The sequence below is a fragment of the Campylobacter sp. genome, from assembly GCF_019423325.1.
In the GTDB taxonomy this organism is placed as follows: Bacteria; Campylobacterota; Campylobacteria; order Campylobacterales; family Campylobacteraceae; genus Campylobacter_B.
Genome location: NZ_JAHZBQ010000001.1, coordinates 934,050 through 948,433 on the forward strand (window position 1 = coordinate 934,050; position 14,384 = coordinate 948,433).

General features: G+C 48.1%; 15 protein-coding genes. All 15 read right to left on the reverse strand.

The genetic code is table 11. The annotated features are described in order from the left end of the window. Positions 1–17: 17 nt before the first annotated feature. Genes QZ367_RS04205 through rpmH form a run of 15 tightly spaced genes read right to left on the reverse strand, consistent with a single transcriptional unit; the run spans position 18 to position 14,318 of the window. A complete protein-coding gene (locus QZ367_RS04205) occupies positions 18–773 on the reverse strand; it encodes a glycosyltransferase family 2 protein (protein WP_291937843.1) in 756 nt (251 codons plus the stop codon). Further along, complete coding sequence (locus tag QZ367_RS04210) at positions 770–1,561, reverse strand: polysaccharide deacetylase family protein (RefSeq protein WP_291937846.1); 792 nt, start codon at positions 1,559–1,561, stop codon at positions 770–772. The genes QZ367_RS04205 and QZ367_RS04210 overlap by 4 nt, the downstream gene beginning before the upstream one ends. Beyond that, a complete protein-coding gene (locus tag QZ367_RS04215) occupies positions 1,558–2,724 on the reverse strand; it encodes a glycosyltransferase (protein ID WP_291937849.1) in 1,167 nt (388 codons plus the stop codon). Before QZ367_RS04215 ends, QZ367_RS04210 begins: the two co-directional genes overlap by 4 nt. Continuing rightward, positions 2,712–3,947 carry a glycosyltransferase gene (locus QZ367_RS04220; RefSeq protein ID WP_291937852.1) on the reverse strand — a complete coding sequence of 412 codons (1,236 nt, stop codon included), beginning with the start codon at positions 3,945–3,947 and terminating at the stop codon, positions 2,712–2,714. Before QZ367_RS04220 ends, QZ367_RS04215 begins: the two co-directional genes overlap by 13 nt. Next, positions 3,944–4,756: a polysaccharide deacetylase family protein gene (locus QZ367_RS04225; protein ID WP_291937855.1), complete on the reverse strand. Its 813-nt coding sequence runs from the start codon at positions 4,754–4,756 to the stop codon at positions 3,944–3,946. The genes QZ367_RS04220 and QZ367_RS04225 overlap by 4 nt, the downstream gene beginning before the upstream one ends. Continuing rightward, a complete protein-coding gene (locus tag QZ367_RS04230; RefSeq protein ID WP_291937857.1) occupies positions 4,753–5,937 on the reverse strand; it encodes an O-antigen ligase family protein in 1,185 nt (394 codons plus the stop codon). Before QZ367_RS04230 ends, QZ367_RS04225 begins: the two co-directional genes overlap by 4 nt. Continuing rightward, positions 5,934–7,010 carry a glycosyltransferase family 4 protein gene (locus QZ367_RS04235; RefSeq protein ID WP_291937860.1) on the reverse strand — a complete coding sequence of 359 codons (1,077 nt, stop codon included), beginning with the start codon at positions 7,008–7,010 and terminating at the stop codon, positions 5,934–5,936. Before QZ367_RS04235 ends, QZ367_RS04230 begins: the two co-directional genes overlap by 4 nt. Further along, complete coding sequence (locus QZ367_RS04240) at positions 7,007–8,464, reverse strand: ELM1/GtrOC1 family putative glycosyltransferase (RefSeq protein WP_291937863.1); 1,458 nt, start codon at positions 8,462–8,464, stop codon at positions 7,007–7,009. The genes QZ367_RS04235 and QZ367_RS04240 overlap by 4 nt, the downstream gene beginning before the upstream one ends. Beyond that, positions 8,434–9,315, reverse strand: coding sequence for a lysophospholipid acyltransferase family protein (locus QZ367_RS04245; protein ID WP_291937866.1), 882 nt, complete (start codon positions 9,313–9,315; stop codon positions 8,434–8,436). The genes QZ367_RS04240 and QZ367_RS04245 overlap by 31 nt, the downstream gene beginning before the upstream one ends. Before the next feature lie 59 nt (positions 9,316–9,374). Next, positions 9,375–11,123: a tRNA uridine-5-carboxymethylaminomethyl(34) synthesis GTPase MnmE gene (mnmE, locus tag QZ367_RS04250; RefSeq protein ID WP_291937869.1), complete on the reverse strand. Its 1,749-nt coding sequence runs from the start codon at positions 11,121–11,123 to the stop codon at positions 9,375–9,377. 2 nt (positions 11,124–11,125) lie between these two features. Continuing rightward, complete coding sequence (locus QZ367_RS04255; protein ID WP_291937872.1) at positions 11,126–11,881, reverse strand: Jag N-terminal domain-containing protein; 756 nt, start codon at positions 11,879–11,881, stop codon at positions 11,126–11,128. After that, positions 11,878–13,521: a membrane protein insertase YidC gene (yidC, locus tag QZ367_RS04260; protein WP_291937875.1), complete on the reverse strand. Its 1,644-nt coding sequence runs from the start codon at positions 13,519–13,521 to the stop codon at positions 11,878–11,880. The genes QZ367_RS04255 and yidC overlap by 4 nt, the downstream gene beginning before the upstream one ends. Next, entirely contained in the window at positions 13,511–13,864 is a 354-nt protein-coding gene (gene yidD, locus QZ367_RS04265; RefSeq protein ID WP_291937878.1) for a membrane protein insertion efficiency factor YidD, read from the reverse strand. Before yidD ends, yidC begins: the two co-directional genes overlap by 11 nt. Next, positions 13,861–14,196 (reverse strand): ribonuclease P protein component, encoded by a 336-nt coding sequence (gene rnpA, locus QZ367_RS04270; RefSeq protein WP_367116681.1) that lies wholly within the window; start codon positions 14,194–14,196, stop codon positions 13,861–13,863. Before rnpA ends, yidD begins: the two co-directional genes overlap by 4 nt. Continuing rightward, positions 14,184–14,318: a 50S ribosomal protein L34 gene (gene rpmH / locus QZ367_RS04275; protein ID WP_005873223.1), complete on the reverse strand. Its 135-nt coding sequence runs from the start codon at positions 14,316–14,318 to the stop codon at positions 14,184–14,186. The genes rnpA and rpmH overlap by 13 nt, the downstream gene beginning before the upstream one ends. Positions 14,319–14,384: the final 66 nt, after the last annotated feature.

Consider the following 14,384-nt stretch of genomic DNA (forward strand, 5'->3'; position numbering starts at 1 on the left):
ATTTTCTATCATTTCGATTAATCTTCGCCCTTTTTAAGATACTTCTCGTAAAGTTTCGCCTCTTTTAAAAACGCGTAAAATGCGTTAATGTTTGCCGTGATAAATCCCTTGCGCCCGTCAAAAAGCGATCTGCGCAAAATGTATGATTTAAAAAACGCAAACGGATAGATTAGCAAAAGCTTCGCAAGGCTCGGCTTCTTGCCCTTCTCAAAATCCCCCTGCGCGCGCAGCGTGGAGTAGTTGTTGTTTTTCATAACGAGCTCGGCGATCGGCTTTTCGCTAAAGTGATTAATACAAAATTTGCTCTTTTTTACAGCGCCTTTTATGATCGAAATTTGCGCATGCACCCCCATATTTTTATACTCGCCGCACTCCTTGCGAAAGAAGCGGATGTGGGTGTTTTTGCGCACGAGATCGGAGCATCTGCGCCCGAGCGAGTATTCATGAAATTTAATATCCAGCGCCGAGTAATCGCTCTGGCTCATAAACTCCTCTAACTCGCCCTTTAGCTCAAGGCTTACCTCCTCGTCGCCGTCGAGATTTAGCACCCATTCGTTGCTGCACAGCGAAAATGCATAGTTTTTCTGCACTCCCTCGCCCTGCCAGTCGTGGTGGTAAATTTTATCGGTAAATTTACGCGCGATTTGCAGCGTGGCATCGGTGCTGCCGCTATCGACGATTATGATCTCGGCGAAATCCGCCACGCTACGCAGCATACGCTCGATGTGGCGCTCCTCATTCATCACTATCGCATAAACGGATGCTTTAATCATAGTTTGTTCCTTATCCTCGTAAATTTAAGCCAAAAATCAAAAAACCCCTCCGTGCCCAAAATGCCGATACGCTTTACGGCGTGTCTGTCGTCGCCCGCCTCGTAAAGTCCGCGCTTGACGACTACTGCGCCTTTGAAATTTGATCTGGCGATATTTAAAATTTCGTCGTTAAATTTACCGTACGGGTAGGCAAACACCTCGCACGGCCGTCCGCAAATACTTGCTACGCGAGCCTTGGATGCAATGATCTCGTCTGCTGCGAGCTGCGGATCGCTCGCGTAGGTAAGGTCTAAATTTACGTGGTGCATCGTATGCGCGCCAAACTCCACCAGCCCGCTTGCTTGCATTTTTAAAATTTGCTCCTCGCTCAGCATTCGCGCGAGATGGGTCGTGTTAGCGCGCTCCCAGTCGTTTTGCACGGCGTCCGGCACCAAAAATATGCTCGCTTTGAAATCGTATTTTTTCAAAATTTCAAAGGCGCTGGTAAAATTATTTTCAAACCCGTCGTCGAATGTGATGCAAACCGCCTTTTTAGGCAGCCGCTCTAACGCAATAAGCTCGCTAAACTTAAAGCTTTTAAAGCCGTTTTTCGCAAGCCACGCGATCTGTCTTTCAAAATCTGCGGGCCTTAGCCGCCATTTGTCGAATTTATCGCCCTTGTGCTCCTCTACGCTATGATACATCAGCACCCGCGCCTTATGCCAGCCCTGCGGGATCCGCCACCAGTTATACCGCAGCGAAACGCCCGCTGCGGCGGCAAAGATCAGAAAAGCCGCAAAATAAATCATCTGAATTTCTCTCCATTTTTATAGACGAACTCGCGCCACTCGTAGGGCTCGCTGTAAAAATCGCCCCGATCGTTTTTATCTTTTTCGCTTAACGCGCCGTGACGTTCGCCGCCGCCTTCGCTGCATTTTTCATCAGAAATTTCACCGCAGACATCTGCGCCGAAGCTCTCTTCAAAGATCGTCTCAAGCATAAATTTTGCCACTCGGGCGGCGTTTGCAATCCTTAGCGTCTTAGCTCTGCCGCGCTGCGCGATACGCGCGTATTCGCCGCTAGCAAGAAGGCATTTGATCTTCGAAAAACAATCCGCAGAATCATCAAAATAAACTATCTCCGAGCCGTCCTCGTAAAGCCGCTCAAACCCCGCGATCTTGGGGCTAAAAGTGCAGACGCCGCATCCTAAAAACTGCGCCATGCGGTCGCTCGCGCCGAGCAATTTATGAGCACGCGCGCACTCAAGCTCGTCGTCGCGATTAAAATTTATCGCAATCTTAGCAGCCGCGATCTCGCGATGAAATTTATCTCCGAATACGGCAGGCGCGCCGAGGCTCGCAAAAATTTTAAGCCCAAGCCCCTCTTTTTCGCAAAAATCGCGCAGCAAAAGCGCAAATTTATACCTCACGTCCTCTTGATAATCGCGCGCTATGTAGATCACGTCGGTCGTTTTAGCGGCGTCTAGGCGTCTATCAAACGCCGCGTCGGAGATGTTTGGGAAAAAGGCGAATTTTGCGCCGTATCTCACCGAAAGATCACGCAGCTTCAGCGCATTCGCCCAAAAAAACACGTCGATGAAGCTTAGCTTTTCGAAAAATTCCCGTTTTTCTTGCAGATGATCGACGTACCAGATCGCGATTTTGATCTTAGGAAGCGCCGATTTTATCGCCCGCAGCGCGCTAAGACCGATCTTTTCGCCCTTGCCGATTAGAAGCAGATCGGCGCCGATGTTTTCGCAGATACGCACGAGTTTGGCATTCATCTTCTCTAGCCCGCTGTTTTTCAGCCCGCAAAAGCGTAGGCTCCGCTCCCAATCGCGGTAGCTAAAATCATAGACGAAGTGCCCGCCGCGGATGAGCCCGTGGCTAATCTTGCGCTCCATGCCGTAGAAAAAACTGCCGTCGTCGTATTCGTTAAAAATGCCGCAATGCACGATCTTTAGGCTTCGCATAACAGCTCCTCGTAGTAATTTTTAAGCGAGCTAATATAATTTTGCAGCGTCAAAGTTTGCTTAAGATCAGCGTGTTTTTGCGCAAAAGCCCTGGCGTATTTGCCGTAAGTGCGGTAAATTTCATCGATCTTGGCGCTCAGAGCTGCCGTCTCATACAAAAACTCCTCGCTTAAAATTTCCGAAATTCCGCCCACGCGGGTAGAGATCAGCACGGGCGAATAAAAAATACCTTCGATCAAAATCACCGGAAAGCCCTCCTTGCGCGAGCTGATGACGTGCAGGTGCGATGCGCTCAGAGCAGCCGCAACGTCGTCGCAAAAGCCGCACAGCCGCACGCGGTCCTGCAATTTTAGCGAATCGATTAAATTTTGCAAATTTTGCCTCTCGCCGCCCTGACCGTAAATTTTAAGCTCGAAATCAAATTTTAGCTCGCTTACGGCGCGAATCAAAAGATCAAAACCCTTGATCTTATCGAGCCTGCCGACCGCAACGATGCTAAATTTAAAATTTCTCGCCGCCGCGTTTGCGCCCTGTTGCGATACGAATACGCTACTAGTCTTATTTTGCGATGCGTCCGCATCGAAAGCCCTATCTTGCGACACGCGCGCCCCGCCAGGCGTATCTTGCGACGCAAATGCAGCGCCAGCCATGTTTTGTGACGCGAACGCGCCGCTAGCCGCCGAGTCGCCACGCGCATCCTTTGTTTCCTTCGGCGCCACGTTTGCGGCGCCCTCCGCATCCTTGCAGCGCGCGAAAATTTCATGATTTGCAAACTCCCGCCGCGGCTCTATGCCGAAATATATCACCTTCGCGGAGTGATTTATCGTGGTTGCGACCTTGCGCGAGGCTGCGATGACGTTTGGCACGCGATCAAAAACGGGCGCCTTGCGGTCGTTGTGTTTGGTCGCGACAAGCTTAAGGCTTAAAAATTTTTCGACCACGAAGCCGATCTGTGCGGCTTTGGCGCCGTGCGAATGTAAAATTTCAAATCCGCCCGAGCGCAAAAACCGATAAATTTCAACGAACAAAAACGGATTGTAGCGCTTGTCGCGGCTTTTGTACTGATAAATTTGCACGCGCGCATCCAGACGCTGTAAAAACTCGCATCTATCGGGCACGATGAGCGCCGTCTGCTCGCTTTTGCAAAGCTCATTTAGCGAGTCGATCACGATCTTTTCGACGCCGCCGTAAAATCTGGAGCAACAAAGATAGGCGATTTTCATCTATTTCTGCCCTTCTTCATCTTCAAAATGAAGCTAAAAAGCCCCTGTCTGCCGCTAACCATGATGCGCGGAATTTCTAGGCTTGAATAGTGTGGACGGAACACGTCGTTTTGCGTCGTAACGGCGCAACTAAAGCCTGCCTTGCGCGCGCTGCGCACGCTAATCTCGTCGTAAAAGCCGAACGGATAGGCAAAGGCGCTGCAGCAAATGCCGAATTTCGCCTCTATTTCGCGCTTTGATTCGCTCATCTGGCGCAGCTGCTCTGCCGCGTCCAAGCTAGGCAAGTTCGCGTGATCGAGCGTATGCGAGCCGATCTCGATAAGCCCGCTTCGCAAAAGCTCGCGGACCTCCTCGTCGCTTAGCATCTGTTCGCGATTTAGCTCATCGCTTGATTTTTTCAGATCCTTATCGGTCGCCCAATCCCCGTCAAAGCGCCGGTTCACGATGAAAATCGTCGCCTTAAAGCCGTATTTTTGAAGTATCGGCAGGGCACCCGTGAGATTATCGTGATATCCGTCGTCGAAGGTAATGCAAACCGCCTTTGCAGGCTTTTTATCCAAGCTTGCAAGCTCGCTTAGAGTGTAGCTCGTAAAGCCGTTTCGCTTCAGCCACGCAAGCTGTTTTTCAAACGCGGCGGGGGTCACGCGCAGGCGGTTAAATTTAGAGGCGCGCTTCGGCAGATGCTCGCGGATCATATGATACATCAGCACGCGCGGATACTCGTAAGGTTGGTCCTTCGCCCACCACGCAAAGCGCAGGCAAAACCACGCAAAAAGCGCCGCAAAAGCCAAAGCCGCCGCGTAGATCATCGCTCGATCCTCATGCGATAAGCTAAAAAGCTTAGTATCGTAGCCAAGCTTAGCGCTTCTTTCGACAGATACGCGCCGTGATCGAACTGGCAATCTATCAAAAGATAAATTAAAAGCGTGAGAACCCCAAACTGCCTGCTTTGAATGCACTCCTTAAAAACGCTAAATAGGATCGCGCCGTAAAAGATGAGGCCGAGCGCGCCGCTATAAAGTAAAATTTCTAGAAATAGATTGTGTGGCGCGTTGTATTGCGGATACTCAAGGACCGGGGAGCCCGGCAAATTTATATATGAGCCCAGCCCGTAGCCTAAGATAGGCTTTTCTTGCGCCATTTCTAAAATGTAACTCCAAATCACGGTTCTACCCGAGGAGTCGCCGCTAAATAGCGCGGCTAGCCTTTGCTCAAACGAAGGCGAAAGCGCAAGCAAAACGGCAAAAAGCGCGATGAAACCTACCGTGAAAAGCAGATATTTTTTGTTTAGGCTCTTTAAATTTAGCGCGCCGTAAAACGCGAGCGCGCAGAACGCGCCGACCCACGCCGCTCTGGAAAATGAAAAGATCATAAAAAATGCAAACAAAAATAGAGCCGCAAATTTAAGCGATAAAGGCCGCCGTATCGCCACCGCGCTAAGGCAGAGCCCAAAGCCCATAAAAAGCCCTAAAATATTGCGGTTCGAAAGCGCTCCGCTAAGACCTCCGCGAACAGAGTCACTTGAAAAGACGATTGCGTCGCTGCTACTTGCAAACTGATAGATCACGCTCACCGATAAAATTCCAAGCCCCACGAACAAAAAGGCAAAAACGGCGTTTTGATCAAAAAATTTAAGCTTATAAAAATAGCAAAGCGCCAAAAATATCGTGCCGTATCGAAGGATGAAAAATAGCGTGCTCTGCCATGCTTTTTTTGAGATAACAGCCTCGTTTAGGAGGTTTGAGATCGCTAGCGTCACGACGACGAAGATGAAGCAGATCGCGATAAATCGCGTTTTTTTAAAAATTTCGCTTAGAATTGCGTAATTTTTAAAATACAATAGATGCGCCAAAAAGAATAAATTTAGCGCCGCAAAGGAGATCTGATAGACCGCGTTTTTGAAAAACAGCGACGCGCACCAAAGAAGCAGCAGCGTTAAAAATGTGATCCTCCAGCCGCTAGGCGCGTTTTCGTAAAAAAATTTTTTCATATTAACCTCTCATAAACCTTTATCGTTTTTTCTACCATCTGCTCTAGGCTGAAGTTTTGCGAAACGTAGCCGTAGCCGTCAAATTTCAGCTCGCGTGCGGGGGCAAACAGGCCTGCCAGCGCCTGCGCGTCGCCTACGTCAAAAAAATAACCGTTTTCGCCCTCTTTGATAATATCGAGCGCGCCGCCGTGACGGGTCGCGATCACCGGGCAATTTAACGCGATCGCCTCAGCCATTGAGCGCCCGAAACTCTCGGGCTTACTCGAAGCGCTTACTGTGACCGATGAGAGCGAGTAAATCTCGGCTACCTTGCTCTGCGAACCCGTAAAAATTACGCGCTCGCCCAGGCCAAGCCCCTCTACGAGCGATTTTAGCTCGGAAAAATACTCGTCGCGATCCGCTCTTACGCCGCCTACGATCAAAATTTTAAGCTTTTGTTCGCTCGCCAAAGCCGCGGCGCGAATCAGGGTTTTGTAATCTTTAATCTGCGTGATGCGCCCAATACTTGAGACGACGAAATCATCCTGCGCGAGGTTAAAATTCTGTCTAAATTCCGCGATGAAGCGCTCGTCTAAATTTTTGGGATTAAATTTTTCTAGATCGATGCCGCGCGGAATGATCGTGATCTTGGCCGCATCCGCGCCGTAGCTTCGCACCACGTGATCGCGCGCATAGCCGCTAGGGCAGATAATCGCGTCCGCATCCGTCATGATTTTGCTGTAGAAATTTACGGAATTTATCCCGTGCACGGTGCTTACGATCTTTGCTTTGGGGCGAGCAAATTTAACCAGCCACGCCGGCACGCGGGAGCGGACATGCACGATATCAGGAGCGATCCTGCTTAAAATTTTACGCAGCTTTAAAACGCGCGCCGCAACGCTTAGGATATTTTTAGAGCAAACGTCGAGCTGTACGTGCACGCCGCCCTCGTTTTCTATCTCGGGCGCCAATTTGCCGCCGTTACTGATAACGAAATTTTCGATGCCGCGCCGTGCAAACTCCCTGTTTAGCTCGACTACACCGCGCTCTACGCCGCCTTCGTTCAGCTCGGGCAGGATTTGCACGACCCTCATAACTCTATCTCCCTAACAAATTCCTTCAGATCGTACTTCGCGGTCTTTTTTAGCGCTTCATCATAGCGCCTAGCGTGACCCGTAGAAACGAGAGAGCTTATAAAATCGTCAAATTTATTATGAGCGTCTTTGCGTTTTAAACTCAAAATAGCTACGCTCGCGCTCCCGTTAGATACGGCCTCGCTTATCATCGAAACGCTGTCCTCGCTGATAAAGACCCACTCGCACTGCGCCAAAAAATCGCCGATCGGATTTATGGGCTCGCGGCTGTAAATCACGCTGTAATCCCAGCCAAGCTTTTCTAGCGCGCTTTCGGTAGCCTGCGGCGTGCGCGGAGAGGTCGTTAGCGCAAACTCGCAGTCCGCGAACTGCGCCCTTACGCTCTCAATATGCTTTAAAATTTTATCCCCCATCTCAAAACAGGAATTCGGCCCGCCGATGATAAATCCGATGGATTTACGCTGTGGCCGGTACAGCCCCTGCGGGCGCGAAAAACTAAGCGAGACGGGCGAAATTTTAAGATTTGCGCGCGGCTTTGGGCGGTCATGCGCGCCTGCGATGATGACGCTAAAATCCTTGCGGTAGCCCTTCGGATACATTAGCGCTACGCTCGATTTTGCGTATCTGCGCGCGTAAAATTTCAGCGCGTAATAGCTCGTAGAGCCCGCGCCTACGAACAGATCGAAATCTGCGAAATTTAAATTGCGATCTGATGCAGCGTCTAAATTTGCGCTATATGATACGGCATCTGAATTGGTGCCATTCGGCGTGGCATCTAAATTTGCGCTATCTGATGCAACGGGGCCGTTTAGAGCGGAACTATTTAAATTCGATCCGTTTTTGCAGTCTGCCGCCGTGCCACTCTCGCCGAGATCGCACTTAAAAATTTTAAAATAAAGCCTGAAAAAATCAAGCACGTAGGAGCAGAGCTTAAGAAGCCTGTTTGCGTAAGTAACCCTGCAAAGACAGAAATCAAGCCCTCTTAGCTCGCAAAATGCGATACTTTGGTTCTCGTGCCCCTTGCGGCCGTCGCTTAAGATGAGTGCTTTTCGATGCGGATTTGCAGCGGCGGGCGGATTTGCAGCGGAGTTTTCGCTGTTTAAATTTAGAGGTCCGCCGCCTGCGTGCCACGCGTAATCTGAGGCGTCGGGTCTTAAATTTTTACCTCTAAAGCTTTCACGGCGCAAAGTGCAAGAGGGGCTGTCGCAAAACGATATGAAATTTTTAAAGTTCGAATTTTTATAATCTCGCGCGACGACAGCGATCGTCATATAGCTTTCGCGATTTAAAATTTTACCTTCTCGCGCGGCTCTACTTAAATTTACGACGCTTTGCTCTTTTGCAAAGAGGCGCGAGCTCTGCGGCGCGGATAAATTTCTTATGGCGCCCTGTCTGCTCTCGCCTCTTGAAATTTGCCGCGCCATCAGTCCATCTTCCATCGTTTGTGTATCCAAAACCACTGCTGCGGCGCGGTTCGCACGACCTCTTCGAAAATGTCATTGCACTTTTGCGTGATAAACAGCTCGGCTTCGTCCTTATCTAACCCCTCAGGTAGCGGCGGGAAATCCTTGATCACGATCTCATAGCGATTATCCGCGCCGCGCCGCGCAAAGATCGGGATCAGCACGGGATGAAATTTCAAATAAAGCGACGCGATAGTCTTCGTGGTGTAGCATTGCCGTCCAAAAAAGGTCGTAATCAGGCTATTTTTAGGACCCGGCTTTTGATCGGGCAGAATGCCTACGTTGCGCCCCTGCTTTAGCGCCTGCACGAGCCTGCGCATCGCATCGTCCTTGTAAATGAGGTCGTTGCCGTAGCGCTCGCGAAACGGCGCCACTAGCCGCTCCTCAATCAACTCATTATCGCTGCGACGCCCGACTACCGAGACGGGAAAGCCATTGGCGCCGAAAAAATTAGCTAGAATTTCCCAATTTCCAAAATGCGCAGTAAAAAATAAAATCCCGTGCGGATTATCACCTTTTAGCTCTCGGACGCGCTCTAGCGCCTGCTCGCCGTTTGAAATCAGATCATCAAATTTTAGTCTGCCGTTGTAAAATAAAAGCGTGTCGGTAAGCGTCCTAGCGATACTGCGAAAATTCTCGATCGCAAGAGCGTGAAGCTCGCTTTCGCTTTTTTGCGGATAGGCGGCGCGAAGGTTGTCTTGTGCGACTTTAACGCGCCTACTAAGCTTCCACGATGCAAAAAGTGCGAGCTTATCGAAAAATGCGAATATGAAGCTTTTCGGCGCGAATTTTGCAAATTTTATCAGACCCAGCGCCAAAAAATATTGGATTTTTTCCTTCATAAAGACCTCGTTTTAAATGCGAGATTATATTGAATTTTGGCTAATTAGTAGCTAAAACGCTATTTGCCGAGGCAAAAATTGCTAAACATTTCGTCTAGAATTTCGTCTCGCTCAAATGGACGTGAAATACGTGCAATCGCCTCAATCGCGCGATTTATCTCAAATGCAAAAAGCTCAAGCTCGCCGCAAGCTAGGCGCTCGCTCGCATTTTTAAGAGCCGCAAGCGCGCTCTCGCAAGATAGAATTTGCCGCTCATTGCTTAGCATAAGGCCATCGAAATTTTGAGAATTTAAGTAGCTCTCAAGCGCGGTTAAAATTTTATCCACGCCCTCGTTTGCAGAAATTTCAAGCGGCGCAAAAATGGAATTTGCCTGGGTATTTTGCCCAGCGGAATTTATTGCAGAGCTACTAGGCGCGATGGAATTTGCAGAATTTTGTTTGGAATCATCTTTCGTAAAATTCTCCGCAGCACAGCTTGCAGTAGCGCGCTCGGTATTTGGCGACGCTAGTTCCGTTTTTGCGGCAAAATTCTGTTCCTTTGGATTTATGGAATTCGCAGGAGCTATTTGGCTTATAGGCGCGGAATTTTTGGAAGTAGAATTTTGCGCGCTTAAGTCACGCTTTAAATTTTTAGCTTTTAAATTCTGCGCGCAGGAATTTAAAGAAGCGTCGCAGGTCCGACTTTGCTTTAAATTTTCGGCTGTGAAATTCTCTGATATGGGATTTTCGGCTGCGAAATTTTCTGCAGAAAAAGCCTCTAAATCCTCGTCAAGATCCTCCGCGCTAGGATGAAATTTACGCGGCAAGTCGCATTTATTTAAAACGTAGATGATTTTTTTGTCTTTTTGTTCACGCAATATTTTTAAGATCTGCGCGTCCTCGGCGTCCCATTCGCGGCTTGCGTCAAACACTGCCAAAATCACGTCCGCCTCGCTTGCAGCGCGAAGCGAATATGAAATGCCGATACTTTCGAGCTTTGAGCCGCTGTGTCTGATACCTGCAGTATCGACTATACGGATTAGATGAGTGCCTATCTGCAGGCTTTCTTCGATGAGATCGCGCGTAGTGCCCGCTTCGTCGCTCACGATAGCGCGACTAAAGCTCAGCATAGAATTTAAAATACTTGATTTACCGACATTAGGCTTACCCACAATCGCTACTTTAAAGCCCTCGATTAGCCCCTTGCGGCTGCGGCTTATGCGGGTGATTTTTCCCAGGCTTTTTATATTTTCATCCAGCATCTTTTGCGAGCTTTGCAGCACATCAGAAGGTAGATCGTCCTCTGCGTAGTCGATGCAAACCTCGACAAAAGCTAGCGTCTTAACCAGAGCCGCGCGCAGATTTGCGACGAAGTCTGCTAGCTCGCCGCGCAGGTTTCTAGCTAAAATTTTAGCCGCACTTTGCGAGCGAGAATTTATAAGATCGCTTATGGCTTCGGCTTTACTAAGATCCATTTTGCCGTTTAAAAACGCTCGCTTACTAAACTCACCCGGATTTGCTATGCGTGCGCCCAGAGCCAGCACGGCATCTAACGCCAAGGATGAAGCCGTAAAGCCGCCGTGGGTCTGCACTTCTACGACATCCTCACCGGTAAAACTATGCGGAGCTTTAAAATATATCAAAATCGCCTCGCCGAACGCTTCACCACTCGCGTCAAAAAGATTCACAAGCGTAGCATAGCGAGGGCGCAAAGAACTGCGATGTGAAAGGCTTAGAGCGATAGATAGCGCTTCCTCGCCTGAAATTCTAATTATGCAAATTCCACCGATACCGTGAGCCGTAGCGATAGCGGCGATAGTCTCGATCACGATTAGCTTTTTTCGTCTACGATGACGATTTTGCCGCTACGTGTGGATTTGATGCCCACGAAACGATCTGGATACACCCGCTTTAGCTTGTCGGCTACGATCTTGATAAATGCGCCATCAAAAGCCTTCGTGACGATACGCTCATTTCCGGAGCGTTCCACGAGCGCATTTACATAAGAATCGATAAATCGTTCTTGATTTTGTAAAAATTCTGCGATTTCAAAAACCACAGCAAGATCATATCTGATGCTGATCCAGTTGTAAACCATATACGAAAGTGCCTTGTAGCGGTGTCCTTCTTTGCCTATCAAAAGCGCGCTATCCTCGCCTTGCAGCTTGATATAGACGGTATTTTCATCGATTTTGCTAACATCGCTAACTTCGATATTAAACTCGCTTGATCTAAAAAGCGCAGATAGCTTCTCTTTGATATCGGATAGAATTTCATCCGTCACAACGCCCTTTTGCTTTTCTTTGCGATGTTTAGAATGCGTGGCGCGCGGATTTTGCGGCTCTGATTTGTCGCCCTGCCTTCTCTCTGCTTTGCCGACTTTATTTTGTGGGGCGTTAAGTTCCGGATTTTCGCTAAATTTCTCCCCTTCCAAAACCGCTTCTATTACGGCATTTTTCTTAAAAAAGCCCAAAAATCCGCCGCTTGGATGCTGCAGCACGCGCACATTAAGTTGCGTTACTGAACATTCCAGCTCAGCTGCTGCTTTATTATATGCGTCTTTTAAATTTTCTGCTTCAATTATCATGATTTTTTCTCCGCTACTTGAGCTTGTTTATGCCTAGCAAAGGCTTTATTAATGACGTATTGCTGGATAATGGAGCAGAAGTTATTGACCGTCCAGTATAGCGTAAGACCAGCAGGAAACATTACTAAAAATATCGTAAAAATGAGCGGCAAGAATTTCATCATCTTCTCTTGCATCGGATCGGTAAAAGTAGTCGGTGTGATCTTTTGCTGCAAAAACATCAAAATTCCCATCGTAATCGGCAGGATGTAATATGGATCTTTAAGCGACAGATCGTGTATCCAAAGCGCCCATTCAGCGCCCTTTAACTCGATCGCATTAAGCAGCACGCGGTAGATCGCTAAAAATACCGGTATCTGAAGCAGGATCGGTAAGCAGCCGCCCATCGGATTGGCGCCGTTTTTCTTATACAGATCCATCATATGCATCTGCAGCTTTTGCTTATCATCCTTGTATTTTTCTTGAAGCTCTTTCATCTTGGGCGCCAGATCTTTTAGCTTATTCATAGATAGCATTCCCTTGTAACTTAGCGGGAATAAGATTAGGCGGATGATGAGCGTAAGCACGACGATCGACCAGCCCCAGTTACCGATATAGCCGTGCAGCCAGTTTAGAAATTTAAACATCGGGCGGGCGATAAAGGTAAACCAGCCATATTCGATAATGTGCGTAAGAGCAGGATTTATCGAGCTTAGCGTCGCGTGATCTTTCGCGCCGATATAGCCCGTAAGACTAAGATCGCCGTCCGAGCCTATGAAAACCTGCGAAATTTTATCTGCGTCAGTCACGGTCGCATTCAAGCTCTCTCCGTAAAATAGCGTCGTATAATAACGATCCGAGCTTGCAGCGATATTTACGCCACTTATTCGCTCATTTTTATCCACATCGCCATCTTTAAAAATTTCTACGCTTTCGTTTATAGCCTGCGAGCCCGTAAAAAATGAAGCGATTTTATCTGAAATTCCAGCTTCGCCTGGTTTTCCAACGATGACGCCGTGAACCGTATAGCTATCTACTTCTACGTTCGGGCGCGAGCCGGGGCTGATAAAATAACGCGCATTGCCGCTTAACTTCAGATCCAATTTATAACTACCGTTCGGATAAAAGGTAAGAATTTTATTTATGCTAACGGCGCCTAAACTTTGACTTAACGTAACGCTAGCCTCTCCATTTCGTACGTCCAGCTCGCTAGATGAAGCGCTGTAAGGAGTATCGAAAGCCATTGCATTCAACGCCGCGTCCTCGAAGCGCATCTCAAGCGGTTTAGAACGCGATTTAGGATCGATCAAATTTATCGCATCGCCGTTTTCGTCACGGAATTTAGCATCGTTTAGTATATACGAGCTTATGCGACCGAGCCCGTCGATCGTAAAATTTGCTTCTTTTCCGACTACGCGTACTAACGGTGCAGAGATGGAATTTGCGGTATTTAAATTCGTTCCCTGCGCGCTCACGCCAGCGGCGGAAGTTTGCGGAGCGGACTTGGCGGTATTTTTTTGCGCGATTTGCGCTGCGGTTGCGTTTGCCTCCATAGCGGCGCGAATTTTTGATAAATAAAAATGATCGTAAGCTACGAAAAATATGAGCGCAGTTGCTATTGCAATAGCAAGGCGCTTTGATTGAGGAAGTTTATCTAGCACTATTTTCTCCTAGTCGTATGACGTAATATCTATTTTTTTTATATGGTATGAACCAAAGCTTAAATTTCTGCGCGCGCGCGTTAAAGCCGCCTTCGCAGGCTTTTGAAAATACGCAAAATTTGAAATTTCGCGCGATTATCGGATAATCTATGCCGCCGCTAAAGAGCGGATTGCATCTTAAAATTCTAGCCGTTACGGCGCAGAGCGCGCCAAAGACGCCGTTAAACTTAAACTCATAAAGCGCGTATTCCGAACAGCTCGGATAGTAGCGGCAACAGCGCGGTAGCAAAGGCGAAATAAATTTTCGATAAAACCCGATCGCGACTATAAAAAATCTCTTCATTTTACTGCGCCGATCTTTTTAAACGCCCATTTTAAATTTCGCTCAATGTCTTCAAAACTCATATCTATGATCTGCTTTTTTGCGATTAATATAAAAATTCCGCTAACAATGGCGTCTTTTTGATTATAAAACGCGACGCGCAAACGTCTTTTGGCGCGGTTTCGCGTGACCGAATTGCCTATTTTTTTGCTGGCGACCGCGCTAAATTTACGCTCTTCGCTAGCTAAAAAATACACAACAGCGCATTCGCAATGCCACTTCGCCGCACTTTTATAAACCTCCGAAAAAACCCTGCTATCGCTTATCGCAGTAAATTCGCCTACGCAGCCAATCTTCTTCTGCCTTTAGCACGTCTTGCACTTAAAACTCTGCGACCGTTTTTTGTTTTCATGCGGACGCGAAAGCCGTGAGTACGCTTTTTAGGGGTATTGTGGGGTTGGTACGTTCTTTTCATAACTGTTCCTTTAAGAAAATGTAAAGCGGAGATTTTATAGAAACTTTACTTAAAAACCGATAAACA